We start from the raw sequence: 26,991 nt of genomic DNA on the forward strand, positions 1-26,991 counted from the left end.
AGGGTGTCCAGATCGGCGTGACAGCCGACCTGGACACCCTCGGCGACATCGTGACCCGGCAGACTAGGCGGTGGAGCCGGGTCGGCCGCCACCGGGCTTGTCCTGGACATTCCAAGTGATCGTCGAGCTCAGGATGTCCCGCTGGTACGTGGGGTTCCGGACGAAGCCGGTGGTGTCGGTGACCCGGACCGTGTAGGTGCAGGCACCCCTACCCCGCAGGTCCTTGCGACCGCACCACGGTGACTCCGGCTGTCCCTTGGGCTGCTTGGGCTTCTTGGTCAGGACTTCGACGGAGGTCCGGCCAGCCCACTGGGTGATCTCATGGCCGTTGATGAACCAGCGGGTGGTCACCGTCGGGATGGGCACGGGGGCGACCGTCAGTGTGGCCCGGTCCCGGACCGGTGCCCTGTTCGGGGTGGCACTGTCGACCAGACCGGTCGTCTCGTAGAGCTTACGGGTCATCTCCTCGCGGCCGACCAGGTTGAACGGCTGGCGCAGGGAGCGCATCAGCGAGTTGTCGCTGGGCCGGTAGATGCCGAGGTTGTAGTAGTAGGCGCCTTCGAACGTGCCGATGGTGCCGCCGTCCGGGCTGGCCTCACCGAGCCAGTACCACCACTTCGTTCGCTGCGTGACCTGCTGGTTGGCGTTGTGGACGGAGACGTTGGCGTACGGCGGTTCCTCGCCGGTGTAGGTGCTGCCGTCATCCGGGTAGGCCCAGTACGGGTACTCGTCGGCCAGGTCGCCGAGGGAGTGGCCGAGCTCGTGCGGCAGGATCTCCGGTCCGGCCGAGTGTCCGCCGGAGAAGGTGACCAGGTTGTCCTCGATGTAGCCGGCACCACCGTACGTGGGGCTGTTGATGACGACGGCGATCTGGTCGAACGCGGGAGCGAGCCCCGCGTACGACTCGGCGGTGGGAACGTCGAGGCAGATCAGGCGTTCCAGGCCGTCGCAGTAGTAGGTGCTGTTGAGCGCGGTGTCCTTGACCACGCCCTCGGTCGGGTCGTTGTCGGAGCCGGACTCGTTGGAGACGACGTTGACCTGCCAGACGTTGAAGAGTGTGCGATAGCTGCGGAACGGCTCGCGTTGGGCCAGGATGTTCCAGCTGTAGGCCACCTGGCTGGCGTACAGGTCCTGCTCGGATTCGGTGTAGCCGTCGCCGAGGTAGACCAGGTCGATGCGCTTGTCACTGGGGCCGTTGATCTCGATCGGCGTCACCGTCGCGGTCGGCGGGGCCACGCTCCGTTGCTGGGCACCGACCTGGGCCGGCACCTCCACATAACCCTGTGGGCCGTGCTCGCCAAAGACCTCGACCTTTCGCTCGCTCGGGCCTTGGGCGTGGGCGGGTACGGCCAGAACACAGCTGGTGACGAGAAGGGCGCCGACGAGCAGGGGGAGTCTGCGCACGGGTTCTCCTTTCCGGGGAAGTGCGCAGAGTGTTGCCTGCCACCGGTCACGATCGGGTCACGTCGGCGCGGTCCGGGTTGGCCGCCTGTCCGGCAGGTTGGGCATATCCGCAGCTCGGAGCCGGGGATAACGCGGTGGATATCCCCGGTCGGGATGGAACCCGACAGCGGTGCCATTCCTGCGCTGCCGGGATCGGCCCGGTAGGCCGGGAGCGGCCATAACCGGGCTCGGGGACTCCGTCTGGGACGCCCTCGATTCCAAGGCATCCCGCTGAACCAAACTCTTCCGAAGGGATTCTGATATGCGAACATCCGCGAGAAGAGCCGCTTCCGTGGGCCTGCTCGCCGTGGTCACGCTGGCCGGTTCGGCGTGCACCAGCGGTGGCGGCGGCGGGGACCCGACAGCCCACCGACGTCGGACAAGGTGGAGACATCCACCGTGACGATCGGCGACGCAGCCGCCTCGACCGGTCCCGCCAACTGACCACCTACAAGTTGGTGGACGGGAAGTTCGTGCTGGTGGGTGATCTCGCCACCGACACCGGGACCAGCGCCGACGGCGGCCGGACCTGGAAGTTCACGCTCAAGGGCGGGATCAAGTTCGACGACGGTACGCCGGTCACCGCCAAGGACGTGAAGTACGGCATCGAGCGCCTCTACGACCCGGGGAAGGTGCTCGGACCCAAGTACGTGCCGCAGTGGTTGTCCGGCGGCGACTACGCCAAGGCGTACTAGGGGCCGGCGAAGAGCGGATCAACCCCGAGCACTACCACCGGTTCCCACACGAGTTCTCCGGCGGGCAACGCCAGCGGATCGGCATCGCCCGCGCGCTGGTCACCGAGCCGAAGTTGATCGTCGCCGACGAGCCCGTCTCCGCGCTGGACGTCTCCATCCAGGCCCAGGTGATCAACCTGCTGCACCGGCTCCAGGGCGATCTGGGAATAGCGTTCCTGTTCATCGCCCACGACCTGGCGGTGGTCCGCCACTTCTGCCACCGGGTCGCGGTGATGTACCTCGGCCGGATCGTCGAGGTCGCGGATCGCCAGACGCTCTACACCCGCCCCGCGCACCCGTACACCCACGCGCTGCTCTCCGCGGTGCCAGCCTTCCCCGAACTCACACCTCACCCCGGACCATCGCGCGAAGCCGGTCGAACACCGCCGGCCGGGCACTGAGCCCGTCATGGACGTGCTCGTTGGTGACCCACGGCCGCAGCCCCCGGACCTGGCCGGCGGTCACCATCGACTGTGCGAAGTCGACGTAGAGGTCATCGAAGTAGACGACCGCCGCGACGGGAACGGTGTTGCCGGCCAACCGGTCCGGGTCGTACAGGCGTGGCCAGTCGTCATGAGCGGCCAGCAGATCGGCGCACCCGCGCAGTGGCCTGAGCGCTGGATCCTGGTCGAAGAGCCAGGGATAGAACATCTCCGCCGTGAAGTTGACCTCGGCGCGGTGCCACAGGTCGAACTCGTCGAACTCGGCCCGCACCCGGCTCGCCGACCAGGACGAAGCGGTGCCCTGGCAGTAGATCGACTCATGTAGCAGCGCGTACAACGGCTGGCCGGCCATCGACACCATCCGGTCGACGCCGCGCAGGAAGGTGTCGGAGAGGACCGGTCCGCCCGGCGCGGATATGAAGGCCAGTTCGAGCAGATGGTGCAGGTTGTCGAAACCACTTGCCATGCCGAACGTGAGGCCCGACATCTGGAACCGCTCGGTCGACAGCCGCTCGCCGCTGGGCAGTCGGATGTCGTTGTCGGCGAGGTGGTCCACCACCTGCCGTACCACCTTTCGATCTCCCGGGTAGCGCGTGTAGAACCGCTCGGTGTGGGCCAACGCCCGGGGATAGGCTGCCCGGTACACCTGGTCCGGGTGGGCGGTCAGGCTCGGCAGGCCGCCGGCGATCATCACCTCGGCCAGGCCCTGGGGCGCCGATGAGAGGTAGGTCATCGCGCAGAAGCCGCCGAAGCTCTGCCCGAGCAGGCTCCACGGCCGGTCCCCGAGCAACTGCCGGCGGATGAGTTCCGCGTCCTGCACGATCGCGTCCGCCCGGAAATGACGCAGGTAGGCCGCTGCCTCCGCGTCGGTGCGCCCGGCCAGCGACTGCCGGTTCAGCGGGGTGCTGCGGCCGGTACCCCGCTGGTCGAGCAGCAGTACCCGATAGTTCCGTAGCGCCTGGTGTAGCCACGCGCTCGACGACGACGGCCGGTCGGCCGCACTTCCCGGCCCACCCTGGAGGAACAACAACCACGGCAGGTCCCGGTTGTCGGCGTTCTGCTGGGCGACGACCTCACGGGCGAACAGTTCGATCAGTGGCCCGTCGGGATCATCATGATCGAGTGGAACCTCCAGCAGGTGCTCCACGCACACCTGGCCTGGCCGGATGTACCTCAGCGTCATCCCGATGCATCCTCCGCGGTAGTGGGGTTGGAGGAACTATCACCCAGCGCCGTTGGGGCTGTCCCATCCCAGACATCGACAACCCCCCGGTTATGCCGATCCCATCTGCTGCGTCCCAGCCCCATCTGCTGAGGTGCCTGGCCCCATCCGCTGCGGTCGGTTGCCTCTGCGTCGACGGACGCGACCTGCGTAAGTGCCCTGCAAAGCGCGCATACCGGGCGATAATTGCGATTATGGCGACGAAAGCGGAACGTAGTGCTGGCGAGCGCCCGTACACGATCGGCCTCGTGCTGCATCCCAGCAGGAGCGTGCTGGACTCGATCCAGGTGATCACGGAGTTCGGGGCGGCCCACGGTGTTGCCGTCATCGCTCGGGTGGCGGATGCCGATCGTGTCGGTAGCGATGTCACGTTGGTCGACACGGAGGAGTTCGTCGACCGGGCCGACGCGGTGGTGAGCCTGGGCGGTAACGGCACGATGCTCGGCGCGATGCGGCTGGTCGTGGACCGGGGTGTACCAGTCCTGGGCGTCAACCATGGCCGGCTCGGATTCCTGGTGGAGATCGCCCCGACGGAGTTGGCGGCCGCCCTGGTCCGGCTGGTCGAGAACACGTTCACCCTGGAGCCGCACAGCTGCCTCGACGTGGGCGTCCAGGGAGCCACTGCCAGTTGGATGGCCTTCAACGACGTGGTGCTCACCGCAACGAAGCCGTTCGGCGGGATGACGGTCGACCTGCTGGTCAACGGGGCGGGGCACGGCTACTACCGGGGCGACGCCCTCGTCTGCTGCACGCCGATCGGGTCCACGGCCTACAACTACGCGGCCGGTGGGCCGGTCGTCTCGCCCTCCTCTCCGTCGGTGGTGCTCACCCCGGTGGCACCGATGTCGGGCATCGGCCGGTCGGTCGTACTCGGCGGCGACGACGTCATCTCGCTGGCGAACCCTTCGCCCGATCAGCCGTTACTCGTGTCGATCGACGGCGTACGCGCGGGCCAGCTCGATCCGCAGGGGGCGCTGTCGATCAGTTTGCACAACGACGCGGTCTCCCTGATCCGGTTGGACGCGGACATCCATGCCCAACGGGCCAGGGTCAAGCTCAGCCTCCTCGACCTCCCGCTGCGTCCGGACCAACTGCTCGAACTCATCCCACAGCCGCTGCGCGAACGTGCCGAGCGGCACCGGAGAGCCAACTCCTGATCCGTCCTCCCGGGGCGTTTCATTCGGCAGCCAGGCAAGCCAGGCAAGCCAGGCTGCCAACCCGGGCGGAAAGGTGCCTGTCAGGATGGCTGGCCGATGCCCTGCGGGACGTTGGCCTACGGTTGGTTGGGCCTGGTGAGCTGAGCGACCACCCGACTGACCTCCCGCTGGGCGGTGGCCAGGTCGATGCCGAGCCGATTGAGGACCTGCGCGGCCACGCCCGCACCTTCGGCGAGCAGCCCGAGCAGGATGTGTTCGGTGCCGATGTAGTCGGTGCCGAGTTGGTCTGCGCTCTGCGCCGCCAGTTGCAGACTCCGCGTGGCTGGCGGCGTGAACGGAAGGTGCCCGACCGGCGCGGTGCTACCGATCCCGATGACCTGGTCGATCTGGGTGCGAAGTTGCTCGTTCGAGTGGCCCAGCCGTTCCAGCACGAACGGCGCTATGCCTTGCCCTTCGGCGAGCAGTCCGAGCAGGAGATGCTCGGTGTCGATGTGCGGATGCTTGTGGTCCCGGGCCTCTTGCTGGGCCAACACCACGACCCGCCGTGCCCGGTCAGTCAACCGTTCGAACACCGCACCAACCCCCTCTGGTTCGGCAGTAGAGCCTAGTCGAAGCGACGAGCACGGTGGGCGTTCCGTTTCCCAGGGAACACCCCGCCACCAAGCCCACCTGGTGATCATGAACCTGGCGCCCGTTCGATGCCACCTGCGCCGCCTGACTCGGACTCCAATGCTGACGGGCATCTCGTACGACGTGGAACGTCCCAACGCTCGTGAACCAGATCCCACGCCGGGTGCCCTCAACCGTTCGCCGATGCCGCATCCGCACTCCGCTAACCTGAGTCGCTGTGGGGGCGACATTCAGGGACGACCCCGGCCGTGTCACGGATGAGAAATCGCCATTGGCCTTCTTCGTCGACGTGGTCCGAACAGGCACCGTGGCCGGCGCCGACTGGACGTTCACGCCGGACGAGGTTGCCCAGGCGATGGGCATCGAGCCTGCGGAGAACCAGAACGGGCGGTCGTTGTGGCACGACTACGGTCTGGTCGAGTTCTTCTGGGAACAAACCGCCGACGGGCAGTCCTGGCGGGGCACCCACTTCAGCGTCCAGGTTCACCGACTCGGCGGCGGCGTTGAGTACGTGCTCCCGCCCGTCGTGGCAGACGCCACCGCCACCGCCACCGCCACCGCGTCGGACGAGGTCGCCTTCGATGCGCTTTGCCAGGCACTCGAGCCCGTGTCCCTGGTGCCGATGCCATGGTCCGATCCCGACCTGCACGCCTGGTGTCAGCCTGACTCCACCGTATTGGTGCTGGTCGTCACCGACGATCCTGATCCGGCCAGCCATGCGTCGACGGTGCGGCCGGGGCACGTATACAAGATCTCTGCACCGCACCACCCCGGGCGCATCGATCTCACCGGCATCGCGTCAACCGGAATGGGCGCGACAGCCCGGCACCTGCTCAACCTCGATATGGACGGCCGATACGCCTGGCTGACTCGACGACTCGCCACCGAGACCGGTGACGCCAACTGGTGGTTGCACCTCTACGGGCACGTCGATGTCCGCATCCACGAGCAACCACGACGCCGGCCACAGTGGGTCGTCCTGCGACTGTGGCTACTCGACCGAGCCGCCACCGTCGGTCCGTTCCGCCCGCACGAGCACGCCGAGGCCCGGGCCCGGTTCGTCGGTGACCTGTTCGCCCGCGGTATTGCCAAAGGACTTGATGGTGTCCTGCCCACCGCCGACGAACTCGTCCGGTCGTGCCTCGCCGCCATTCCGATCACCATCGCGGAGGTTACCAGCATCGACGACTGGCGACACGAGTCCCTCGACACCATACGTCGCCTCCGCCTGGCCAAGAACCTGATCAATGCTGCTCAGGGCCACCGAGTACGGGTCACCCACCCAGGTACCCTCGCCGATCTTGATCAGTGGATTCGCTTCCAACCCTGCTTCGCCTGACAACCCCCCAACCGCCACGCGGGCGGACAGATGAGTTCCGACCTGATCGTGCAGCGGCTCGTGGTCGATGGTGCCGGACTCGACGCGGCGATCGACGGAACCGACTGTCCGGGCTCAGGGGGCAAACAGGACGGCGGCCTGCGGAATCGTACCGATACGTAGTCTTGTCGGTTGCGTCTTCGGCAGGCAGGCTGGCCCGATGGGGCGGTCGGATAGCGACAAGCTGGGCGACGGTGACCTACCACCTGCCGGAATTCGGCGCATTGGCTCAGGAGACGAGGCCCGGAAGCTCGCTCACCGGCTGCTGACACCGGGACGGCGGTGGCCGGTTGTCGTACTGACGATCTCGGCCGGGCACGACGAACCCTTCGGGGACCCGGAGGAGATCAAGGAGGCAGTCGGCGACCTGGCCGAGGTGGTGTTGATGCCGACGAGCGAGGTCTCTTGGGCGTTCTCCGGCGAGATGCCAGCCCTGACCCAGGTGTACGGCGGTGCCGGGCGGGTGTACCCGGTCGACCACGGCTGGGTCGGGATGCCGAGCCGCAGCCGACTACGGTTCGCCTACACGTCCCGCGACCGGCCTCGGATCACTGACCAGCTGATCAACGACACGCTGGCGGCGGCGATGGCGGCCGGGCTGGTCGAGTCGCGTACCCGGCCCGGGATCCAGCAACGGTCGGGCCAGGTGCAGGGCGTGATCGGGTCACGGGCCCTGGTGACCCTGGCCGACAACTCGGTGGCGACAGTCTGGGAGGAGCTGACCGTCCCGGGCGTTCCCCTGGATCGGCTGTTGACCAAGGGACAGTCCGTTGTGGGCACCTACGACCCGGTTTCGCGGCGGCTGGATCTGCGGGACGCGGTGCGGTTCACCGATCCGGTCGACGCCGAGCGGGCGGTGAACGCGACGTACCGGATCGGGGACGTCGTCCTGGCGGATGTGGCGGAGGTGGCCGAGGAGGCGGTGCGGCTCCGGCTCCTCCCCGAACTCACCATCGCGGTCGACCGCGATGCGGTGACCACCAACCCGATGGACCTGCTGACCGGACTGTTCACCGTGGGCGAGATCGTCGCCTGTCGCGTCGTCGCGCTCGATCCGCCACGGCTACGCCTGGACGACGTCGACGACGCGGAGTCGCTCAAGTCCGCGCCGAGTCTGCTTTCCGACGGTCCACCCTGGTTGTGCTTGCCCGAGCCCTCGCCGCCGCCCCCGGCCGCATCGTCGTCGTCGCCGATGCCGGTCGCCCCGTCATCGTCGTCGGTGGGCCTGGCATCGTCGGTCGGGCCGAAGGGGTCGCCCACGGTGCCCCGGCAGCCGACCCCGTTCGACCTGGACCGACGTCGTACGAACGGCGGACAGCCGGTGGCACCGCGGCTCGCCTCCGGAGTACGCCTTGAGGAACTCCAGCAGCTGGGCGCCGAACTGGCGGCGGAACGGGCCACCCGTCGGGCCCTGGCCGACGAACTCGCCGGTCTGCGCCTTCGGGCAGCGGAACTGGAGGAGGATCTGGCGCACGCGAACCGCTCCATCGAGCAACTACAGACCCGCTACCGCAACGCTGACCGGGTGAGACAGCAGGCAGCCAAGCAGCTCAAGAGCCTCCAGGGGCGGGCCGAGCCGCCGCGCGACCGGGTCGACCAGTTGTTCCTGGATTCCGAGGAGCAGTTCCGCTACGAGATTTTCTGCGAGTGGGCGCAGCGGATTCCAGCCGCCGAGAAGGCGGAGCGGCCCCTGGCCCCGTACACGTTGGGCCCCGACTTTCTTGCCTCCATCGACCAGGCCGAGGGGGTGAGCCGGGTCAAGGTGGTGGCCGTGGTGGTGGAGGTGCTCACCGAGCAGGTCCAGCGCATGGTCGGCCGCGACCTGCATCGGCTGCGTGACGGGCTGGCCGGGAGTTCGTATGTCAGTCGACCCGACGGGGCGACCTGCTGGCGCGTCGCGCTACAACGCAATGCCGCCGCCGCGCGGCGTCTGCACTATTGGCGTACGCCACACGGTTACGAGTTCTCCCGGGTCGTTCTGCACGACGACTACCGGCCCTGACCGTACGACGAAAGTAGGCCGACCGCCGTTGTTCGATCAGGCAGCGCCCGATGCGGTCAGCCGCTGATCGCGATCCAGGTGGCGCGGGCGCGGGCCAGTTCGGTGCCGGCCGAGTCGTAGAGGGTGGTGTGCACGAGGGCTTTGCGCCCTTCGACCGAGGTCAGCGCTCCGCGTACCACGCACTCGTTCCCGGGTACGGGCAGCCGGTCCAGTCGTGCGGCGATCCGACCCAACACGTACGGCCGACCGGCACCGATCACCGCCCAGCCGCCGGGGCAGTCCAGCGCGGCCCAGAGCATCGCGGGTGACACATCCCCTGGAACGGTCCACGGGGCGGCGGTGCTGCCGTCCGGCATTCGGCCGGGGAAGATGCGTAGCCCGTCGGCACGTTCCGGCCCGCAGACGTAGCAGGTGGGGAACGGATGTTCGGTGAAGCCCGCGTATCCGGCGGAGACCGCGACCGCGTCGGCGTATCCGATCGGCGGGATGACGGTGTCGATCTCGTCGGCCGGCACAACGTCGGCCACGACGGTGCCGTCGGGGGCGTGGACCTGACCGCCGACCCGGGACAGCGGAGTGTCCAGCGGGGGTGGCGTGCGCAGCGTGACCTGACCGCCATCGGAGCCGGCGAAGATGCCCGCCGAGTAGCCACCGTTGCCCGAGCCGGCCGGCCCGTTGAAGCGCGCTGGAACGATCATCGCTCTTCCTCTCCGCTCCGGTGTCAGGAAGGGCCCCCTCCAGGGCGGGGCGGATTCCAGGGGTCGTTGCAACACAGGTGATCAACTGGCTTCGGTCAGAAGCTTAGCGATGCGCTCGGCTGGGGTGTCCCAGCCGAGTGTTTTGCGTGGTCGGCCGTTGAGTTCGGCGGCGACGGCGGCGAGGTGCTCCGGGGCGTGGACGGCGAGGTCGGTGCCTTTGGGGAAGTACTGGCGAAGCAGACCGTTGGTGTTCTCGTTGGAGCCGCGTTGCCAGGGCGAGTGTGGATCACAGAAGTAGACGGGAATGTCCGCAGCGGTGCTGAACTGGTGGTGCAGGGCCATTTCGGTGCCTTGGTCCCAGGTCAGGGATCGTTTGAGGTGGGCCGGCAGGGTGGCGACGGTGGCCTGCAGCGCGTCACGGACACGCTCAGCGGTACGACCGCGACCCAGGTGCACCAACAGGACGTAGCGGGTAGCGCGTTCCACCAGGGTGCCGATGGCCGAGGCGCTGTCCTTACCGATGATGAGGTCGCCTTCCCAGTGGCCGGGCACGGCCCGGTCGTCGGCTTCGGCGGGCCGGTCGCTGATCATCACCATGGGCGCGGTGAAGCGAGGCTGACGTTGTCCGGGTTGGCGGCGCGGGCGGCGGACCGCGCGGCCGGTACGCAGCGCCCGAGTCAGCTCGCGGCGTAGCTCACCGCGTCCCTGCACGTAGAGCGCCTGGTAGATCGTTTCGTGGGTCACGTGCATCCCTGGCTGGTCGGGGAAGTCTCGCCGCAACCGTTGCACGATCTGTTCCGGGCTCCACTTACGGTCCAAGCCGTCCTGCACTGCCTGGCGTAGCCGCGGGTTCGCGGCGAGCTTGCCCGTCTTCGGCCGTGGGCGCCGCTGTTCGGCCCGTGCCTGAGCCGCGTGAGGGCGGTAGTCCCCTGTCCCGGGATGGGCATTACGGCGCAGTTCACGGCTGATCGTGGACGGATCCCGCCCCACCTCGGCTGCGATCGACCGAAGCGACCTGCCCTCGCGCCGCAGGTCAGCGATCAGGATCCGGTCGTCCACGGACAGAAACCGACCGGAGGAAGTCCCGGGCCGGGCAGGAGGTTGCGCCTCCTGCCCGGCCCGGGACTTCCGCCCGTGCCGCCAACGATGGCCAGTACGCCGGTTGACCCCGACGATCCGACACGCCTGTGCGGTACCTACACCCTGCGCCACAAGATCAAGATAAGCCTGACGCTCAGCATGCAACTTCTTCCGGCCCTGAGGCGCCCGGTCCTTACGGATCTCGAACACTGCAACTCCTGAACAGATCAGGTGTTGCAACCACCACTAGAACTCAAGCGGTAAGCGATAAGAAGGGGTCCTTCCTCACCCATCAGCGAGGGTACGGGGTGGGGCGGGCAGGGGCATCGTCGCGACCCGCCCGCCCGCACACCCACCCACCCGGTCGTCGGTCAGGCGTCCTGCGGATACCAGCGCAGCTCGACGGTGTTGCCGTCCGGGTCCCGTACGTAGATCGAGGTCGCCCGGCCCCGTGCGCCGAACCGTCCCACCGGTCCCTCCAGCACGGTGAAGACGCCCGAGTCGATGACTTCCTGCCAGTCCAGTGGTTCCACCGTCAGGCAGATGTGGTCGACGTTCGACTCGTTCCGGTCGCGGGAGAAGAAGTCGATGATGGTCTCGGGGGACACCCGAGCCGAAGGGAAGCCGACCTTGCCGGCCCGCCACTCGTCGACCCGTACCGGCTCCAGGCCGAGTGGTCCACAGTAGAACGCCAATGCCCGTTCGATGTCTTCGACGTTGAGCACCAGGTGGTCGAAGGCCTTAACTCGCATGATCGTCATTTCGTCTCCAGTTTCTGGGCCTGACGCAGCCAGTCGGCGAAGAGGGCGGCATCGATCTCGTCGACGGTGTGCAGCTTCACCGAGGCCATCTCGCGGGCCCCGGGGACGAGTCGGCCGGAGGAGTCGGCGACCTGCTGCCCACGCCACAACCCGAAGGTCAGGTGCGACTTGTAGGCCTTCAGCAGGCAGATCGGGTCCTTTCCCGGCTTGTCGCCGAGGCCCCAGACCGGGTGGCCGTGCCACATCGCGCCGATGGCACCGGGCAGGGCTGTGTCGATGACCGGTCGTAGTGTTTCCCCTATCTCCCGCAGCGGGGCGTCGAGGCCGGTCAGATAGTCCGTGACAGTCGTTTCACTCATGGTGGGCTTCCTCGGGTTCCGGTCGGGATCAGGCGGGCTGGTAGTGCAGGTGGGCCACGCCGGTACGGAAGGTGGCCGAGGCGGCGAGGGTCAGCGGGATCCGGTCGCCGCTGTCGAAGAGGCGCTCTCCCTTGCCGAGCACGATCGGATGCACGAGCAGGTGCAGGTCGTCGACGAGGCCGGCGCGGAGCAGGGCGCGGGTGAGGGTGATGCTGCCGGAGATGCCGATGTCGCGACCCGGCTGCTGCTTGAGTGCGGTCAGCTTGGCGACGACGTCCCCGTCGAGGATGGTCGAGTTGTTCCACTCGGCCGTCTCCATGGTCCGGGAGGCGACGAGTTTCGGCATCGCGTTCAACGCCTCGGCCATCTCACCGGTCTGGTGGGGCCAGGTCGCCGCGAACGTCTCGTACGTTGCCCGACCCAGCAGCAGCGCCCCGGCGTTGGCCATGATCCCGCCGACGACCGCGTTCATCTCGTCGTTCAGATACGGGAAGTGCCAGGTCTCGGGGGCCTCCACCACTCCGTCGAGGGAGATGAAGAGGCCGGTAACGATGCGGCGGGTTCCGGTGCCGGTGCGGTGGCTGTCAGTGGTGGTGCTGGACATGCGGGTACCCCCGTGGATCGTGGTTGGGACCCGGCCGGCGGTTCTTCCCGGCGGCCGGTGACGTTGTCCACGATCCGCCGAGCGGCGACGCCGACCAAGCCCCGATCGGACTACGATCGTTGACTCGGATTCAACGATCGGGGGTCGTGGTGCTGGAACGGTACGAGGTCGAGACATTCCTGACGCTCGCCGAGGAACTGCACTTCGGTCGTACCGCCGAGCGGCTACGGGTCACCACCGGACGGATCAGTCACGTCGTCAAGAAGCTGGAACGCCGGATCGGGGCACCACTGTTCGAGCGCACCAGTCGGGTCGTTGTGCTCACCCCGATCGGGCGGCAACTCGCCGACGACCTGGCCCCCCTGGTGGCCCAGACGGACCAGGCGGTACGCCGAGCCGTCGACGCGGGCCGGGGGATCAGCGGCCAACTGCGGGTGGCGTTCCTGGGGGAGTGGACCGCGCCGGTGCTGCTCAAGGCGGTCAGTCTCTTCGCCGAACGGCATCCCGACTGCGAGGTGCACGTGCACGAGGTGCAACTGTCCAACTCCCGAGCCAGCCTGCTCGATAGGTCCATCGACATCCTCATCGCGTCGTACCCGTTCGACGGCATGGCCTGCGGGCCGGTGTTGCTCACGGAGGCCCGGGTGCTGGCCGTGGCCGCCGGGCACCCGTTGGCCGGCGCGGAGTCGGTGTCCCTGGAGGTCCTGGCCGAGCACCCGGTGGTGCAGTACCCGTCGATGACCTCCGCCGCATTCAAGCGGGATCGGACCCCCGACCGCACCCCAGCCGGCCACCCGGTGCGAAAGGGACCGGCAGGCAACAGCTTCTCCGAGATGCTCTCCCTGGTCGCGATGGGTCGGGGCATCCTGCCGGTGGGGGAGCACACCCGTCGTTACTATCCCCGCCCGGATGTCGCCTACGTGCCGATCCACGACGCCCCGCCGATCGAGCGGGGGCCGATCTGGCTGGAGTCGAACACGACCGCCCGGATACGCGAGTTCGTCCGCGCCGCCGCCGACGCCAATCCACGTCCACTGTCGAGCTGACCGTGCGTTACCCGGGTTCGTCCGGGTGATCCGGGTCGCGAACCCAGGTCACGCAGGTCGGTCGCTGACCGGTGGTGACGTACTCCAGGACCGCCTGGCGGGCGGTTGCGGCCCGCACCCGGGCGCGGCTGGCCGGTACGGTGATCAAGCCTGTGTCGGGGGACTCCAGGACGGTGATGGCGGCCACCGGGTCGAACTCGACGGCATGGGCCCCGTCGGCCACCCAGCAGAGTGCGGCCAGATCCACGTCGACGTCGATGTCGACCCGCAGTTCGGTCGCTCCGTCGGCCCGTCCGAACCGGATTACCTGGCCGGAGCCACCGTGACTCATGATCGTGCCGGCTTGTTCGTCGAACCAGTCCGCCGCGTCGGCGGGGTCGGACAGCGTCTCACAGTGACCGTGATAGTCCACCATCGCGAACGTCAACGTGTGATCCTTTCGCCGGTGCCGGTATAGGTGGCCTGCCACCAGGACTGCCCGCCGTCGCGGGTGACCCACACGGTCAGCCGCGCACCCGCGGGAAGGATCGCGGGGAGGATCTTCTCGCAGGACCATTCATGGTCCTGATCGTGTTGATTGCTGCCACACACGGTGTTGTCAACGACCAAATCGGCGGTTGCGATGTCGTCGTGACGCATCTGGGCGGCGACCTTCGACTCCACATGTTGGTAGAACGTGACGGGAGGCCCACGTAACGGGTCGTACCGGAGGTCGGCCGCGATGCTCCTGTCGCGTCCGCCGGAGGTCACGACCCGACCCTGGAAGCAGCCGGTGGTTGGCCGGTTGGCCCCCGGGGGTCGGGGGAGAAAGCTCGTGGCTGCCGCGCGAACCCGCTCGGGTACGGCGGTCGTCGTCGACCACCTCGTACCCAGCGGTGCCGCCGGAGGTGGGACCGGCACTGTTGACCCGGCCGCCGGATGTGGGACTGGCACTGTTGACCCGGCCGTCGGAGGTGGGACCGGCACTGCCGACCCGGCCGCCGGCTCCTGGGCTGGCGGTCGCGGTGCTGGCGCGGTGCCGACGACGACCGCCAGGTAGCTGTCCAGGTGCTGGGTCGCTGCCAGGAGGTGCTGGAGTGCGTTGTCGAGATGCTCCCGTCCGCTCCGAGCTGCGGCGACCGCGCCGAGGATCGCGGCGTGACGGCTTCCCCGAGTAGCCTGGGTGAGTTGCGCGGTGACGACAGTGACGTCGTTGCGGACCCGGGCGACGACCGAGGTGTGAAAGTGGTCTCGCGCTGATTGGATGGCCGCGATGACCTTGTCGAGAGCCATTGTCAGGCGCCGAGGCTCGCCAGATATTCGCTACAGCCGGTCGCCGCGTGGGCCAGCGCGACGTGAGCGTCGTGCAACTCCCGTATGGCGGATCGCAATTCCTGTAGCGCGGCGGTGGCATCTTCGTGCTGGGTGCCGGTCAGGGTCGCGGCGAGTTGTCTGGTCACATCGGTAAGCGCGCCTTCGGTGGTGGCGATCTCTGCGGTGGACAGCCCGTCGGCGGCATGACGGAGCACGTCAACGATCTCGGCCATCGGCATTGCGCGTCACCTCTCCCGGAGGCGGAGCGTTTCGCCAGGGAGTTAAACACATATTCCCTGTTCGGTGAAGGGCTTCGATGGATTGTGTTGCTTTCGATCGTCTCGTGACGCGTACCGTCCGGTCTTGATCACTGGTTGCTCGGATCTGTCGATCATTGGTATATGACTCACCTAACGATCATTGATGTGGCTCGCATTGGCTGAAATGGTGATCGATGTCCGTCCAGATTTCCCTTGTTGGTTACTGTTTCGTCCCGGGTGGCGGGCCGGTCACCGGTTGGGAACCGTCGACCGGGTCGTGGCATTGTCGGCGGGTGGAGCGGAACAGCGGTGGTGAGCAGTGGCATCGGCCAAAACCGACATCAGACCAGCAACGGATCGATGTCTTCGTCGGGCTGGCGGTCACCGCCGCGGCGCTGCTGAGTCTCACCCTGACCGCCAGTGCCGGCCGATTCATGTTCGGTCCACCGCCGTCCTGGCCGGAGCAGATCTTCTGGTCGGTGGCGGTGACCCTGCCGTTGGCCTGGCGACGCCGCTGGCCGGAGGCCACCGCCGTGATCATCGCGGTGGCGTTCATCGGCGGACAGGTCCGGGCCGCGCCGGAGGCGCAACTGTCCTCGGGCGCGATCTGTGCCGCCATCTACGCGCTCGTCGCCTGGGGACACGACCATCGGCGGGCGCGTCGGATCGGACTGGGCATCATCGTCGCGATGTTCGCCTGGATCGGCATCTCCTTCTGGGAGGCGCTGGCCTCGATCCCGGAGGACGCGTTCGCGGAGGCAGCCGGGCCGGTGCCGCCACTGCTCGCCACGCTCCTCTACATGATCCTGATCAACGTTCTGATCTTCGGGTTCGCCTTCTTCTCCGGCGAGACCGCCTGGATGGCGGCCCGCCGGGAGCACCAGCTCCACGTACAGGCTGAGGCGTTGCGCCGATCGCAGGCAGAGGCGGGCGAGCGGGCGGTGCTGGGCGAACGGGTCCGCATTGCCCGGGAACTGCATGACGTGGTCGCCCACCACGTATCGGTGGTGGGCATCCAGGCGGCGGCCACCCGGCGGGTCATGGCGAAGGATCCGGAGCGGGCCCGTACCGCCCTTTCGTCGATCGAGGAGAGCGCTCGGACGGCGATCGACGAGCTGCGCCGGATGCTCAACCTGCTGCGCCAGCCCGCCACGACCGCCGACGGGGCGGAGGCCCCCGCCACCGCCTCGGTCGAGCGGGTCGACGACCTGCTGGCCAACGTTCGTGCCGCCGGCCTGACCACCCAGTTCGGCGTGTACGGCGATCCGGCGCCGCTGCCGGCGTCACTGTCGCAGGCCGCGTACCGGATCGTGCAGGAAGCGATCACCAATACCCTGAAACACGCTGGGGCTACCATGATCGATGTGCGGATTCGCTACCTCGCCAACGAACTGGAAGTCGACGTCTCCGACGATGGTCGAGGCGGGCAGACCTCCCGCGTGGGTGGGCTCGGGTTGATCGGTATGCGGGAGCGGGTCGCCGCCCACGACGGTCACCTGGAGGTCGGGCCGCGCGCCGGCGGCGGATACCGGGTACGGGCACGCTTCCCGCACGCCCCGGTCGGAGCGGGCGTATGACCGGCTCGAATGGCTGGACCGGCTCGACTGGCTTGACCGGTCCGACTGGCTCGACCGGTCCGACTGGCTTGACCGGCCTGACTGGCTCGACCGGCACCGGGTTCGGGTCGGACCGCCCGATCCGAGTGCTTCTCGCCGACGACCATCATCTCGTGCGTACCGGGTTCCGGGTCATCCTGGAGACGGAGGACGACATCGAGGTGGTGGGCGAGGCGGTCGACGGTGAGCAGGCCGTGGCGCTGGCCGCCAGCACCGAGCCCGATGTCGTCCTGATGGACGTGGAGATGCCCCGGCTGGACGGCCTGGCGGCGACCCGGCGGATCGCGGCACAGGAGACCGGCCCGGCGGTGCTGATCCTGACCACCTTCGACCGCGACGACTACCTCTTCGCCGCCCTCCAGGCCGGGGCCAGCGGCTTCCTGCTCAAGAACGGCACCCCGGAGGACCTGATCGACGCGGTACGCGTCCTGGCCAGCGGCGACGCGCTGCTTGCCCCGGCGATCACGCGACGGGTGATCGCCACCTTCGCCCGCCCCGAGGCGGTAGCCCGCACCGATGGGCGGTTGACCGAACTGACCCCCCGGGAGCGGGAGGTGCTGGTGCTGCTCGCCGGTGGGGCCACCAATGGCGAGATCGCTGGTCAGCTCTATCTGGGCGAGGCGACGGTGAAGACCCACGTCAGCCGGGTGCTTGCCAAGCTGGGGCTGCGCGACCGTACCCAGGCGGTGGTCTTCGCCTACGAGCACGGGGTGGTTACGCCTGGCGGCTGAGGCGGGTCCGTCGCGCGGCGGACCCTGATGATCAATCATCGGCCGGACGCCACGGGGCCTGGCGAAACCTAATCTTTATGGCATGACCCACGTGCTCCAAGTCGAGTCGATCAATCGCAGTTTCGGGGACCGGCAGGTCCTCAAGGAGGTCTCGTTCGAGGTGACGGCGGGCCGGATGACCGGCTTCGTAGGCGGCAACGGTGCCGGTAAGACCACCTCGATGCGGATCATCCTGGGCGTACTCGCCCCGGACTCCGGTCGGGTGAGCTGGCAGGGGACTCCGCTGACCCGCCAGATGCGGCAGCGGTTCGGCTACATGCCGGAGGAACGCGGCCTCTACCCGAAGATGTCCCCCCGGGAGCAGTTGATCTACTTCGGCCGGCTGCACGGGCTGAGCCGCGAGGCGGCGCAGCGCAACACGACCGACCTGCTCGACCGGATGGGTCTGGGCGAGCGCGCGAACGACCAGCTGGAGTCGCTGTCCCTCGGTAACCAGCAGCGGGTCCAGATCGCCGCTGCCCTGGTCCACGACCCGGAGGTGCTGGTCCTGGACGAGCCGTTCTCGGGGCTCGACCCGCTGGCCGTGGATGCCGTCGTGAGTGTGCTGCGCGAGCACACCGCGCGGGGCGTACCGGTGCTCTTCTCCAGCCACCAGCTCGACGTGGTCGAACGCCTCTGCGACGACCTGGTCATCATCGCCGGCGGTGTGATCCGCGCCGCCGGCAGCCGCGAGGGGCTGCGCGCGGCGTACACCCTGCCCCGGTACGAGCTGCGGGTCGACGGCGACGCCGGATGGCTGCGCGACCAGCCCGGGGTGACCCTGGTCGACCTCGACGGTGCCCGTGCCGTCTTCGACCTGGCACCCGGCATGGACGACCAGCAGGTCCTGAACGCGGCCCTGTCCCGCGGCCCGGTACGCGCCTTCGGCCCGGTCGCCCCCTCCCTCGTCGAGATCTTCCGAGAGGTCAACCAGTGAACATCTTCGCCGCCACCCGCCTGGTCGCCGCTCGTGAGATCCGGGTCAAGCTCCGAGACAAGACCTTCCTGTTCAGTACGATCTTCTTCCTGTTCTTCGCTGCCGCCGGCACCATCCTGCCGTCGCTGATGTCTGGCGGTCCGTCCACCGTGGCGGTGACCCAGTCGATGGCCGGCAGCCTGACCGGCACGGATCTGGAGTTGCGTACGGTCGCTGACGACCAGGCCGCCGAGCAGCTCGTCCGGGACGGCCAGGTGGACGCGGCGGTGGTCGCCGGTCCGAAGGTGCTCGCCATGAACGAAGCGCCGAATGACGTGGTGGCGGCGCTGAGCAGTAAACCCCCCGTCCAACTGCTCAACCCCGACGCGGTGGACCCGATGGTCGGTTTCCTGGTGGCGTTCGCTTTCGCGTTCGTCTTCTTCTTCACCTCCCTCACGTTCGGGATCCAGATCGCGCAGAGCGTGACCGAGGAGAAGCAGACCCGGATCGTGGAGATCCTGGTGGCGAGTGTGCCGGTCCGGGCTCTGCTGGCCGGCAAGGTGCTCGCCTGCGGCCTGCTGGCCTTCGGCCAGGTCGGGCTGACCGCGGTGATGGCGATGGTCGGCATGCGGGTCGCCGACAGCGATGGTGGCCTGATGACGCTGCTGTCCCCGGCCATCGGCTGGTTCATACCGTTCTTCGTGGCCGGGTTCGTCATGCTGGCCGCGCTCTGGGCCGCCGTTGGTGCCCTGGTCAACCGGCAGGAGGACATCAGTGGCGCGTCGACGCCGGTGCAGTTGCTCGTCATGCTGCCGTTCTTCGGGGTGATCTTCCTCAAGGACAACCCGCTCGCGATGACGATCCTGTCGTACGTGCCGTTCTCGGCTCCGACCGCGATGCCGGTGCGCTTGTTCACCGAGGACGCGGCCGCCTGGGAGCCGGTGCTGTCGCTGGTCATCCTGGTCGTCACCGGGGTCGTTCTGCTGATGGCCGGAGCGCGGCTGTACGAGGGCTCGCTGCTGCGGACCAACGGCCGTACGACGCTGGCGACGGCGTGGCGGGACCGGGAGATCCGGCGGGTATCCCGAGATGACACGAATGGGGCAGCCATGCCTCGGGACGACGCGGACCGGGAGAGCGCACTGACCCGTTGACCTTCGCGCGCTCGGTCTGAGACGACGGTGCCACCCGACCGGGTGGCACCGTCGCTGTCTGTTCGCCGAGCGACGGCGGTGTCCGGGCCGACCACGATCTTCAGATCGGCCGGATGCTCCGTCCGAGTAGCGGTTCGACGACCACACAATTATCCTGACTGATCGATTGTCGACGATCATTCTCTGCGACGATCATTGTCTGCGACGATCATTGTCTGCGACGATCATGATTTGCGGCGATCATGATTTGCGTGGAACTTGCTTGCAAAATCTCACAAATTGATAGACGTAAATATTCTTGTAGGATCGGCCCAACCGTTCGGATCATCTTCCCGGGTCGTCGATCCGGTGGAGAGATCAAGTGAGGGAGGGCTGGAAGTTGTCACTTCCATACACGCATCGACGCAGGCTCGCCGCGCTTGGCGCTGCGGTCGCCACCTCCGTGGCCACGGTCATGGTCGGTGGGCCGGTCTCCGCCGCACCCGCCACCGGTGAGATCCTCTTCGCCGGGGGTGCCACCGCGGTCGCCGACAGCTACATCGTCGTACTCAAGGACAGCGCGGTCGGCGGTCGGGCCGGCACCCAGCAGACCACGGTAGCGAGCAAGGCCAGCACCCTGGCCGAGCGCTACGACGGCAAGGTGGGCTACGTGTACGGCGATGCGCTCAACGGCTTCGAGACGAAGATGTCGGAACAGGCCGCCAAGCGGCTCGCCGCCGACCCGGCCGTGGACTACGTCGAGCAGAACCACACCGTCTCGCTCGCCACCACCCAGACCAACCCGCCCTGGGGCCTGGACCGCATCGACCAGCACAACCTCCCGCTGAGCGCGACCTACAACTACACCAGCACCGGTAGCGGCGTCACCGCGTACATCATCGACACCGGTATCCACATCTCGCACACCGACTTCGGCGGCCGGGCAATCCACGGCTACGACGCAGTCGACAACTCGTTGCCGGCGGCCGACTGCAACGGCCACGGCACCCACGTCGCCGGCACCGTCGGTGGCACCAGGTACGGCGTGGCCAAGCAGGTCCGACTGGTCGGTGTACGGGTGCTCAACTGCTCCGGTAGCGGCACCAACGCCGGCGTCATCGCGGGCGTCAACTGGGTGACCTCCAACCACGGTGCCGGCCAGCCGGCCGTGGCGAACATGAGCCTCGGCGGTGGCCTGAACACCTCGCTGAACAACGCGGTGGCGAACTCGATCCGCGACGGCGTCTCCTACGCCGTGGCCGCCGGTAACTCCAACGCCAACGCCTGCAACTACTCGCCCGCCTCGGTGGCGACCGCGCTGACCGTCGGTGCGACGCAGAGCAACGACGCCCGCGCGTCGTTCTCCAACTGGGGCACCTGCCTGGACCTCTTCGCCCCCGGCGTGAGCGTCCTTTCGGCCTGGTACACCAGCAACACCGCGACCAACACCATCAGCGGCACCTCCATGGCCGCCCCGCACGTGGCCGGTGCCGCCGCCCGCGTGCTGCAGAACAACCCGAGTTGGAGCCCGGCCCAGGTGCACAGCCACCTGGTCAACACCGCCACCCCCGGCGTGGTGACCAACCCGGGCACCGGTTCGCCGAACCGCCTGCTCTACGTGTCCCCCACGGCCTGAGAGAACACCCCATAACCCGGCCCCGAGGCAGACCGCCTCGGGGCCGGACTGTCTGGAGGAAGGAACCATGACCATCTCAGGGTCCCGGGGCCGGCAAATGCTGGCCCTCAATCTCCTCGCCGCGTTGACCGTCGCGCTTGTTCCCGGCCAGCCCGCTGCCGCTGGGGCCACGTCGGGAGAGACCGGTGAGATCCGCCGGGCGGCGGGCGTCAGCGCCGTACCCGACAGCTACATCGTCGTCCTGCGGCCGGCGGCGACCGGTGCCGCCGCCGGGGCGTCGGTCACGGCCGCGGCGGTCTCCGCCACCGCGGACCGGCTCGCCGCCGGCTACGGCGGGAGCGTCGCCCGCGTCTACCACGCCGCACTCACCGGTTTCGAGGTACGGATGTCGGAGCGTGCCGCCAAGCGCCTGGCCGCCGACCCGGCGGTGGCGTACGTCGAACAGAACCACGTCGTGTCCCTGAGCGGTGTGCAGCTCAACCCGCCGTCCTGGGGGCTGGACCGGATCGACCAGCGGTACCTGCCGCTGGACCAGAAGTACGCCTACCCGAACAAGGCGCCGAACATCCGCGCCTACGTCATCGACACCGGTATCCGGGCCACGCACGTCGACTTCGGTGGTTCGGTCACCAACGGCTATGACGCGGTCGACGGCAGCCTGCCGGCCGCCGACTGCAACGGTCACGGCACCCATCTCGCCGGCACCATCGGCGGCGAGTTGCACGGGGTGGCCAAGGACGTCCGGCTGGTCGCGGTCCGGGTGCTGGACTGCAACGGTTCCGGCACCTACGCCAACGTCATCGCCGGGGTGGACTGGACCACCCACAACGCGATCAGGCCGGCGGTGGCGAACATGGGCATCGGGGGCGGTCCGAGCGCCGCCCTGGACGCCGCCATCACCGCGTCGATCAACTCGGGGATCATCTACGCCGTACCGGCCGGCAGTTCCAACGCCAACGCCTGCAACTACTCGCCGGGGCGGGTACCGGCCGCGCTCACCGTCGCCGGCACCACGCCGACCGACGCCAGGATGAGTTCGGCGAACTTCGGTAGCTGTGTCGACATCTTCGCTCCCGGCCAGGGCATCACCTCGACCTGGCACACCAGCAACACCGCCACCAACACGATCAGTGGCAGCTCGATGGCCTCCGCGCACGTCGCCGGCTGTGCGGCGCTGATCTGGTCCGATCATCCAAGCTGGACGGCGGGACAGGTGATCGCGCATCTGCTCGGCAACGCCACGACCGGAATCGTCACCAGTCCCGGCACTGGTTCACCCAACCGGCTGCTCTACTGCGGCGCCTGAGGCGTATCGGTCCGCCGGGTGTCCGGTCCACACCGGGCCGGACACCCTCGAACCGTTACGCGGCCCAGTCGGGCAGTGGTTCCCGCGCGGCCAGCCAGGCTCGGGGCACCCCGCGCACCTCCGGCTGGTCCCCGATCCCGGTGTACGCGGCGACTATCCCGCCGACGATGGCCGCGGTGGTGTCGATGTCCCCACCGGCCCGGACACAGGCGGTGACCGCCGCCGGATAGTCGTCCAGGTGGGTCGCGGCAACCCAGACGCAGAACGGCACGGTGTCCTGAGCGGTCACCCGGGAGCCGTTGCCCAGTTCGTACGCGGCTTCTTCGACGCCCCGGCCGAACAGGTCCCGGGCTCGTCGGACGCCGTCGCGGACCTCACCGCGCCCGACCCAGTCGGTCAGCGCGGTCAGAAATTCCATGGCGGACGGTCGGGCTTCTCCCCAGCGAGCCGCGCCGGCCAGCCCGGCGGCCAGGGCGACCGCCACCGCCCCGGCGATCCCCTCCGGATGGCTGTGCGTCACCTCGGCCGACCGCGCCGCCTCCTCGGCGACCCGCTGCGGCTCGTCGGCGAAGTACGCCCCGAGCGGCGCGACCCGCATCGCCGCCCCGTTACCGCAGGAGCCCTGCCCGTCGAACAACTCCGGTGCCGCCGTACGCCAGGGGACGCCGTCACGGATCCGGTGCAGCAGCACCACCGCCCCCGGCCCGTAGCCACGGTAGGGCTCACACCGCTGGGCGAACGCCTCGGCCAGCAGATCCTGGTCGATCGTGCCGAACTTGCGTAGCTGGGCCGCGACCGAACAGGCCATCTCGGTGTCGTCGGTCCACTCCCACGGTGCAACCGGCACTCGCCCCTCGACCAGGTCGTCGCTGTGGCGACCTGGCACGAAGTACTGCGCGCCCAGCGCGTCACCGACCGACAACCCGGTCAGCGAGTTATGGCACAGTTCCCGCCGGTCCTCGTCCTGCATCACGTCGATCCTGCCAGACCGGTCACACCCGAATCCGTCACACCCGAATTCGTCACGCCCGAATCCGTCACGCCCGAATCCGTCACGCCGGATTCCGTTACGCCAGTGGCGAGCGAGTTCTGACCCAACGGGGTGAGCCGGCCCGGGTGACCAGTGCCGCCATCAGCACGACCGAGGTCGTCAGCAGCAACCGCTCGGCCAGCCCCACCAGCAGCCGGTCCCCGACCGTCGAGCTGACCAGCATGGCGACCATGAACACGCCGGTGGCGAGCACCAAGCCGCGTACCCAGCCGATCGCCCGGCCAAGCAGGTCCGGAGCGCGGCGGGTGAGCAGTAGGCCGGCGAGTGGCAACGCGACGAACGCCACGACGGAGGCATAGCGATGGAGCTGGCCGGTGCCCGAGAGGTGGGTGCCGGGGTCGGTGGGCGCGATGGCCGCGACGAACATGCCGGCGGCGAACACGCCCAACAGCACGATCGCCCCACGCGGGAGGTTACGCAGGGCCATCAGCAGCGCCAGCGCGGACGCACCGAATGTCATCATCGCGGCGTCGGTCACCCCACCGCGGTCCGCCACGGCGTAGTCGCTCACCGTCAGGGCGAACGGATCGAGGTACGGGTCGGGGTCGATCTGTCCGACGACCGCGAGGAGCACCGTCAGGGCGAGACCAACCCAGGCCAGCGCCGTGAACAGGCGTCGGGCGGATGTGCCCCGCAGCGATTCGATCATGGATAGGACGTTAGTGAGCGGAACCAGGGGCGCGCCTCCGGGTAGCGTCCCTGAACTGCCCCGGAGACCGGGCCGGGGAATCCCTGAGAGCGGCCCGCGTTGCCGGCTGAGGCTAGGTCCGCCGGGATCGAAGGTGTTCGACGGCCACAGCGCGGCCAGCGTGGCACCGGGCGCTCAGGGAGGTCGTCTGGGCCAAGGGACTGCGGACCCAGGTGCTGGAGCTGTGCCACCGCCAGGCGGTCACTCTCTGAAGGGCAGACCGCTCTTGCGCTTTTACGCCTACGGCCTGGTTGGGCGGTGGGGTTTCCGGCTGGCCAGGCCGCTCTTGCGCTTTTACGCCTACGGCCTGGTTGGGCGGTGGGGTTTCCGGCTGGCCGGGCCGCTCTTGCGCTTTTACGCCTACGGCCTGGTTGGGCGGTGGGGTTTCCGGCTGGCCAGGCCGCTCTTGCGCTTTTACGCCTACCGTGAACGGGCTTGGGAATCGCGGAGCAGCGGTGCTTGAGTGGCCCGATGGAGATCTTGGTGTTGGGCGGCACGGCGTGGCTCGGCCGGGAGGTGGCCCGGCAGGCGGTGGACCGTGGCCACACGGTTACCTGCCTGGCCCGGGGCGAGAGCGGTGCGGTGGCCGAGGGCGCGAGGCTGGTCGCCGCCGACCGGAGCGCCCCCACGGCGTACGACGGGTTGGTCGACCGCGACTGGGACGCGGTGATCGAGGTGTCCTGGCAGCCGGGCTTTGTCCGGGGTGCCCTGGCGGCGTTGGGTGACCGGGTCCGACACTGGTCCTACGTCTCCTCCGGCAACGTCTACGCCTCCCAGGGCACTCCGGGCGCGGACGAGTCGGCCGAGACACTGCCGCCGACCGAGCTGGACACAGTAGACCGCGAGTTGTACGGCGAGGCGAAGTCCGCCTGCGAGCAGGCGTCCCAGGCCGCCGTCGGGGAGCGGTTGCTGGTAGCGCGCGCCGGGCTGATCGGTGGACCGGGCGACCCCAGCGACCGCGCCGGCTACTGGGTGGGCCGGGCCGCCCGTGATCCGGGTACGCCGATGCTGGTCCCCGACACCCCGGAACTGCCGACCCAGGTCATCGACGTACGGGATCTTGCCGCCTGGCTGCTCGACTCGGCGGCGGCCGGAACCGTCGGAACGTACAACGCGGTGGGGCCGGTCGGCACTCTCGCGGAGTTCATCGAGTTGTCCCGGTCCCTCGGCGGGCACACCGGGCCGGTGGTCACCGCCGACTCGGACTGGCTGCTCAAGCAGGGGGTCAAGGAATACATGGGGCCGGAGTCGCTGCCGATGTGGCTGGTCGAGCCCGGTTGGGAGGGCTGGTCGGCACGTAGTGGGGAAGCTGCTGTCGCCGCCGGACTGCGGCACCGGCCAGTGGCGGAACTGCTCGCCGACACCCTGGTCTGGGAACGCGAGTTGGGGCTGGACCGGGAGCGTCGGGCTGGCCTCAGTGCCGAGCGCGAGCGCGACCTGCTGGCGGCACTTCGGTCAGGTCCGTTGCATGATCATCCGCCGGTACCAGCCGGGTGACCGGGATGCCGTACACGACATCTGTATCCGTACGGCTGATGCGGGGCAGGATGCCTCCGGCTCGTACGCCGATCCAGATGTCCTGCCGGCCATCTTCGCTCACCCGTACGCCGAACTGGAGCCGGAGCTGGCGTTCGTGCTCGATGACGCCGGGCAGGCCGTCGGATACGTCCTCGGCACCGCCGACACCGCGACCCTCGTCCAACGGTTCCGCACCGAATGGTTGCCACGGTTCACCGACCGGTACCCGGCACCACAGGGGGAGCCGGGTACCTCGGACGAGGTCATGGCGCATCTGCTGCACAACCCGGAGCGGATGATCCTGCCCGAGCCCAAGGACTACCCGGCCCACCTGCATATCGACCTGTTGCCGGCGTACCAGCGGGCGGGCCACGGTCGAAAACTGATCGACACCTTCACGGCGGCGTTGCGCCGGGCCGGGGTACCCGGGCTGCATCTCGGGCTGGTCACCGCGAACGAGTCGGCCCACGCCTTCTACCATCGGCTCGGCTTCCACACCATCGACGTCGCCGACCCCGGCCCGCTCACCTACCTCGGTCTACGCTTCTGAGCGATCGTCTTCAGAGCAACGGTTGGGCAACCTGTCGACTGCCCCGGGGTGCTGTGACTGTGGCGATTGTGTGAAGGCTCCGAATAGGAACGCCCCGATGACGGCGAGGTCGTCGGGCTGTAGCCCGCGTCGAGAAGACGGTGCGATCAGCAGGGACCGGCCGGCACCGATCAGCTTGTCGCGCTCCGGCCCGTCAACGGGGATCGCCTCGTCGTCGGTCCAGATCAGTCGCCGGCCCGAGGCCAGGACCTGCCGCGCCGCGTCGAGCTTCAGCGGCCAGTTGTACTCGCTCTTCGGCACCGGGCATTCGGTCAGTGCCCGGCCCAGTGGTGGGAACCGCCAGAGCCGTTCGAGTTGGTCGGCGTCCGGGCACCAGGTGGTGCACCACCGCACCTCGACGGCACGAGCAAGGTGCAGTGTGCGAATCCGGTCGACCAGGGCGGGAGCCCAGCGCAGGACGTACTCGTAGCGGTCGGTGGGGGACCAGACCCTGGCCCGGTGGGGCGCGGCGCTCCAGCCGGGTTGGGATGCGTTGACCACTCCGTCCACATCCAGCAGCCATACGGGGATCAGGGGCTCGGCGTCTATGTCCGCGTTTTCCTTTCCTGCCGTCGTTCGGTGGTGTCGGGTAGTCGACAACGAATCGCTTCATTGGCCGGCATCCATTGCAAAGGGGGCGACGCGCTGCCACCGTGAC

Annotated in this window: 26 protein-coding genes and 2 pseudogenes; 14 read left to right on the forward strand and 14 right to left on the reverse strand. The window is 68.5% G+C overall.

Going from position 1 to position 26,991, the window contains the following annotated elements; translation table 11 throughout:
• Window positions 1–63: 63 nt before the first annotated feature.
• Window positions 64–1,404: a M64 family metallopeptidase gene (locus FHR38_RS22225; RefSeq protein ID WP_184536489.1), complete on the reverse strand. Its 1,341-nt coding sequence runs from the start codon at window positions 1,402–1,404 to the stop codon at window positions 64–66.
• A 380-nt stretch (window positions 1,405–1,784) separates the two neighbouring features.
• On the opposite strand from FHR38_RS22225, the gene FHR38_RS33595 reads away from it, so the two are divergent.
• Window positions 1,785–2,138: an ABC transporter substrate-binding protein gene (locus FHR38_RS33595; protein WP_376771424.1), complete on the forward strand. Its 354-nt coding sequence runs from the start codon at window positions 1,785–1,787 to the stop codon at window positions 2,136–2,138.
• A 17-nt stretch (window positions 2,139–2,155) separates the two neighbouring features.
• Window positions 2,156–2,563 (forward strand): annotated as a pseudogene (locus FHR38_RS22235) (ATP-binding cassette domain-containing protein); the annotation flags it as partial.
• Here FHR38_RS22235 and FHR38_RS22240 read toward each other — a convergent pair.
• On the reverse strand, window positions 2,520–3,803 hold the full coding sequence (locus FHR38_RS22240) for an alpha/beta fold hydrolase (protein ID WP_184536490.1): 1,284 nt from the start codon (window positions 3,801–3,803) through the stop codon (window positions 2,520–2,522). The pseudogene FHR38_RS22235 and the gene FHR38_RS22240 sit on opposite strands and share 44 nt — an antisense overlap.
• Window positions 3,804–4,036: 233 nt before the next feature.
• On the opposite strand from FHR38_RS22240, the gene FHR38_RS22245 reads away from it, so the two are divergent.
• Window positions 4,037–4,999: an NAD(+)/NADH kinase gene (locus tag FHR38_RS22245; protein ID WP_184536491.1), complete on the forward strand. Its 963-nt coding sequence runs from the start codon at window positions 4,037–4,039 to the stop codon at window positions 4,997–4,999.
• 116 nt (window positions 5,000–5,115) lie between these two features.
• On the opposite strand, the gene FHR38_RS22250 is transcribed toward FHR38_RS22245, so the two are convergent.
• The gene (locus FHR38_RS22250) at window positions 5,116–5,571 is read right to left on the reverse strand and encodes a Clp protease N-terminal domain-containing protein (protein ID WP_184536492.1); all 456 of its coding nucleotides are present in this window, start codon (window positions 5,569–5,571) and stop codon (window positions 5,116–5,118) included.
• Between the two features lie 329 nt (window positions 5,572–5,900).
• Here FHR38_RS22250 and FHR38_RS22255 point away from each other — a divergent pair, with 329 nt between their 5' ends.
• Together FHR38_RS22255 and FHR38_RS22260 are read left to right on the forward strand one after the other, a co-directional pair.
• Complete coding sequence (locus FHR38_RS22255; RefSeq protein WP_184536493.1) at window positions 5,901–6,968, forward strand: hypothetical protein; 1,068 nt, start codon at window positions 5,901–5,903, stop codon at window positions 6,966–6,968.
• A 199-nt stretch (window positions 6,969–7,167) separates the two neighbouring features.
• Window positions 7,168–9,009 carry a hypothetical protein gene (locus tag FHR38_RS22260; protein ID WP_184536494.1) on the forward strand — a complete coding sequence of 614 codons (1,842 nt, stop codon included), beginning with the start codon at window positions 7,168–7,170 and terminating at the stop codon, window positions 9,007–9,009.
• A 56-nt stretch (window positions 9,010–9,065) separates the two neighbouring features.
• Here the strand turns inward: FHR38_RS22260 and FHR38_RS22265 are convergent, their stop codons facing one another.
• The 5 genes from FHR38_RS22265 to FHR38_RS22285 all read right to left on the reverse strand — a co-directional run bounded on the left by FHR38_RS22265 (window position 9,066) and on the right by FHR38_RS22285 (window position 12,511).
• Complete coding sequence (locus FHR38_RS22265) at window positions 9,066–9,707, reverse strand: hotdog fold domain-containing protein (protein WP_184536495.1); 642 nt, start codon at window positions 9,705–9,707, stop codon at window positions 9,066–9,068.
• Window positions 9,708–9,788: 81 nt separating this feature from the next.
• Window positions 9,789–10,997: an IS30 family transposase gene (locus FHR38_RS22270; protein WP_376771391.1), complete on the reverse strand. Its 1,209-nt coding sequence runs from the start codon at window positions 10,995–10,997 to the stop codon at window positions 9,789–9,791.
• 161 nt (window positions 10,998–11,158) lie between these two features.
• Complete coding sequence (locus FHR38_RS22275; RefSeq protein ID WP_221449123.1) at window positions 11,159–11,548, reverse strand: VOC family protein; 390 nt, start codon at window positions 11,546–11,548, stop codon at window positions 11,159–11,161.
• Window positions 11,545–11,907: a DUF1801 domain-containing protein gene (locus FHR38_RS22280; RefSeq protein WP_184536496.1), complete on the reverse strand. Its 363-nt coding sequence runs from the start codon at window positions 11,905–11,907 to the stop codon at window positions 11,545–11,547. The genes FHR38_RS22275 and FHR38_RS22280 overlap by 4 nt, the downstream gene beginning before the upstream one ends.
• A gap of 28 nt (window positions 11,908–11,935) precedes the next feature.
• A complete protein-coding gene (locus tag FHR38_RS22285) occupies window positions 11,936–12,511 on the reverse strand; it encodes a dihydrofolate reductase family protein (protein ID WP_184536497.1) in 576 nt (191 codons plus the stop codon).
• Between the two features lie 149 nt (window positions 12,512–12,660).
• On the opposite strand from FHR38_RS22285, the gene FHR38_RS22290 reads away from it, so the two are divergent.
• Complete coding sequence (locus FHR38_RS22290; RefSeq protein ID WP_184540049.1) at window positions 12,661–13,557, forward strand: LysR family transcriptional regulator; 897 nt, start codon at window positions 12,661–12,663, stop codon at window positions 13,555–13,557.
• Window positions 13,558–13,564: 7 nt separating this feature from the next.
• Here FHR38_RS22290 and FHR38_RS22295 read toward each other — a convergent pair whose 3' ends face one another.
• The 3 genes from FHR38_RS22295 to FHR38_RS22305 are packed head-to-tail and all read right to left on the reverse strand — an operon-like array spanning window position 13,565 to window position 15,083.
• Window positions 13,565–13,984 carry an Imm1 family immunity protein gene (locus FHR38_RS22295; RefSeq protein ID WP_184536498.1) on the reverse strand — a complete coding sequence of 140 codons (420 nt, stop codon included), beginning with the start codon at window positions 13,982–13,984 and terminating at the stop codon, window positions 13,565–13,567.
• Complete coding sequence (locus FHR38_RS22300; RefSeq protein ID WP_184536499.1) at window positions 13,981–14,829, reverse strand: DddA-like double-stranded DNA deaminase toxin; 849 nt, start codon at window positions 14,827–14,829, stop codon at window positions 13,981–13,983. Before FHR38_RS22300 ends, FHR38_RS22295 begins: the two co-directional genes overlap by 4 nt.
• Before the next feature lie 2 nt (window positions 14,830–14,831).
• Window positions 14,832–15,083: a hypothetical protein gene (locus tag FHR38_RS22305; protein ID WP_184536500.1), complete on the reverse strand. Its 252-nt coding sequence runs from the start codon at window positions 15,081–15,083 to the stop codon at window positions 14,832–14,834.
• 320 nt (window positions 15,084–15,403) lie between these two features.
• On the opposite strand from FHR38_RS22305, the gene FHR38_RS22310 reads away from it, so the two are divergent.
• From FHR38_RS22310 to FHR38_RS22335, 6 genes and pseudogenes are all read left to right on the forward strand, one after another.
• Window positions 15,404–16,687 carry a sensor histidine kinase gene (locus FHR38_RS22310; protein ID WP_312882338.1) on the forward strand — a complete coding sequence of 428 codons (1,284 nt, stop codon included), beginning with the start codon at window positions 15,404–15,406 and terminating at the stop codon, window positions 16,685–16,687.
• Between the two features lie 77 nt (window positions 16,688–16,764).
• The gene (locus FHR38_RS22315) at window positions 16,765–17,457 is read left to right on the forward strand and encodes a response regulator (protein ID WP_246447644.1); all 693 of its coding nucleotides are present in this window, start codon (window positions 16,765–16,767) and stop codon (window positions 17,455–17,457) included.
• Between the two features lie 82 nt (window positions 17,458–17,539).
• On the forward strand, window positions 17,540–18,433 hold the full coding sequence (locus FHR38_RS22320; RefSeq protein WP_184536503.1) for an ABC transporter ATP-binding protein: 894 nt from the start codon (window positions 17,540–17,542) through the stop codon (window positions 18,431–18,433).
• Window positions 18,430–19,482 (forward strand): annotated as a pseudogene (locus tag FHR38_RS22325) (ABC transporter permease); the annotation flags it as partial. The gene FHR38_RS22320 and the pseudogene FHR38_RS22325, both read left to right, overlap by 4 nt.
• Window positions 19,483–19,945: 463 nt before the next feature.
• Window positions 19,946–21,181 carry a S8 family peptidase gene (locus tag FHR38_RS22330; RefSeq protein WP_184536505.1) on the forward strand — a complete coding sequence of 412 codons (1,236 nt, stop codon included), beginning with the start codon at window positions 19,946–19,948 and terminating at the stop codon, window positions 21,179–21,181.
• Window positions 21,182–21,248: 67 nt separating this feature from the next.
• The gene (locus FHR38_RS22335; protein WP_184536506.1) at window positions 21,249–22,487 is read left to right on the forward strand and encodes a S8 family peptidase; all 1,239 of its coding nucleotides are present in this window, start codon (window positions 21,249–21,251) and stop codon (window positions 22,485–22,487) included.
• A gap of 55 nt (window positions 22,488–22,542) precedes the next feature.
• Here the strand turns inward: FHR38_RS22335 and FHR38_RS22340 are convergent, their stop codons facing one another.
• A complete protein-coding gene (locus FHR38_RS22340; protein WP_184536507.1) occupies window positions 22,543–23,457 on the reverse strand; it encodes an ADP-ribosylglycohydrolase family protein in 915 nt (304 codons plus the stop codon).
• 97 nt (window positions 23,458–23,554) lie between these two features.
• On the reverse strand, window positions 23,555–24,187 hold the full coding sequence (locus FHR38_RS22345) for a DUF998 domain-containing protein (RefSeq protein WP_184536508.1): 633 nt from the start codon (window positions 24,185–24,187) through the stop codon (window positions 23,555–23,557).
• A gap of 510 nt (window positions 24,188–24,697) precedes the next feature.
• Here FHR38_RS22345 and FHR38_RS22350 point away from each other — a divergent pair.
• Together FHR38_RS22350 and FHR38_RS22355 are read left to right on the forward strand one after the other, a co-directional pair.
• Window positions 24,698–25,723, forward strand: a complete 1,026-nt coding sequence (locus FHR38_RS22350; protein ID WP_184536509.1) for an NAD-dependent epimerase/dehydratase family protein — start codon at window positions 24,698–24,700, stop codon at window positions 25,721–25,723.
• A complete protein-coding gene (locus FHR38_RS22355) occupies window positions 25,695–26,294 on the forward strand; it encodes a GNAT family N-acetyltransferase (protein WP_184536510.1) in 600 nt (199 codons plus the stop codon). The genes FHR38_RS22350 and FHR38_RS22355 overlap by 29 nt, the downstream gene beginning before the upstream one ends.
• Here the strand turns inward: FHR38_RS22355 and FHR38_RS22360 are convergent.
• The gene (locus FHR38_RS22360) at window positions 26,283–26,933 is read right to left on the reverse strand and encodes an HAD domain-containing protein (protein WP_221449125.1); all 651 of its coding nucleotides are present in this window, start codon (window positions 26,931–26,933) and stop codon (window positions 26,283–26,285) included. The genes FHR38_RS22355 and FHR38_RS22360 overlap by 12 nt on opposite strands.
• Between the last annotated feature and the right edge of the window lie 58 nt (window positions 26,934–26,991).

The sequence above is a fragment of the Micromonospora polyrhachis genome (assembly GCF_014203835.1).
GTDB classification, from domain to species: Bacteria; Actinomycetota; Actinomycetes; order Mycobacteriales; family Micromonosporaceae; genus Micromonospora_H; species Micromonospora_H polyrhachis.

What these genes read in the sequence shown, in the direction of transcription:
- FHR38_RS22305 (WP_184536500.1), bottom strand. Translation starts at nt 15,083, where the DNA reads ATGGCCGAGATCGTTGACGTGCTCCGTCATGCCGCCGACGGGCTGTCC.
- FHR38_RS22335 (WP_184536506.1), top strand. Translation starts at nt 21,249, where the DNA reads ATGACCATCTCAGGGTCCCGGGGCCGGCAAATGCTGGCCCTCAATCTC.
- FHR38_RS22345 (WP_184536508.1), bottom strand. Translation starts at nt 24,187, where the DNA reads ATGATCGAATCGCTGCGGGGCACATCCGCCCGACGCCTGTTCACGGCG.
- FHR38_RS22350 (WP_184536509.1), top strand. Translation starts at nt 24,698, where the DNA reads ATGGAGATCTTGGTGTTGGGCGGCACGGCGTGGCTCGGCCGGGAGGTG.
- FHR38_RS22285 (WP_184536497.1), bottom strand. Translation starts at nt 12,511, where the DNA reads ATGTCCAGCACCACCACTGACAGCCACCGCACCGGCACCGGAACCCGC.
- FHR38_RS22245 (WP_184536491.1), top strand. Translation starts at nt 4,037, where the DNA reads ATGGCGACGAAAGCGGAACGTAGTGCTGGCGAGCGCCCGTACACGATC.
- FHR38_RS22280 (WP_184536496.1), bottom strand. Translation starts at nt 11,907, where the DNA reads ATGAGTGAAACGACTGTCACGGACTATCTGACCGGCCTCGACGCCCCG.
- FHR38_RS22265 (WP_184536495.1), bottom strand. Translation starts at nt 9,707, where the DNA reads ATGATCGTTCCAGCGCGCTTCAACGGGCCGGCCGGCTCGGGCAACGGT.
- FHR38_RS22240 (WP_184536490.1), bottom strand. Translation starts at nt 3,803, where the DNA reads ATGACGCTGAGGTACATCCGGCCAGGCCAGGTGTGCGTGGAGCACCTG.
- FHR38_RS22320 (WP_184536503.1), top strand. Translation starts at nt 17,540, where the DNA reads ATGACCCACGTGCTCCAAGTCGAGTCGATCAATCGCAGTTTCGGGGAC.
- FHR38_RS22340 (WP_184536507.1), bottom strand. Translation starts at nt 23,457, where the DNA reads ATGCAGGACGAGGACCGGCGGGAACTGTGCCATAACTCGCTGACCGGG.
- FHR38_RS22275 (WP_221449123.1), bottom strand. Translation starts at nt 11,548, where the DNA reads ATGACGATCATGCGAGTTAAGGCCTTCGACCACCTGGTGCTCAACGTC.
- FHR38_RS22300 (WP_184536499.1), bottom strand. Translation starts at nt 14,829, where the DNA reads ATGGCTCTCGACAAGGTCATCGCGGCCATCCAATCAGCGCGAGACCAC.
- FHR38_RS22260 (WP_184536494.1), top strand. Translation starts at nt 7,168, where the DNA reads ATGGGGCGGTCGGATAGCGACAAGCTGGGCGACGGTGACCTACCACCT.
- FHR38_RS22355 (WP_184536510.1), top strand. Translation starts at nt 25,695, where the DNA reads ATGATCATCCGCCGGTACCAGCCGGGTGACCGGGATGCCGTACACGAC.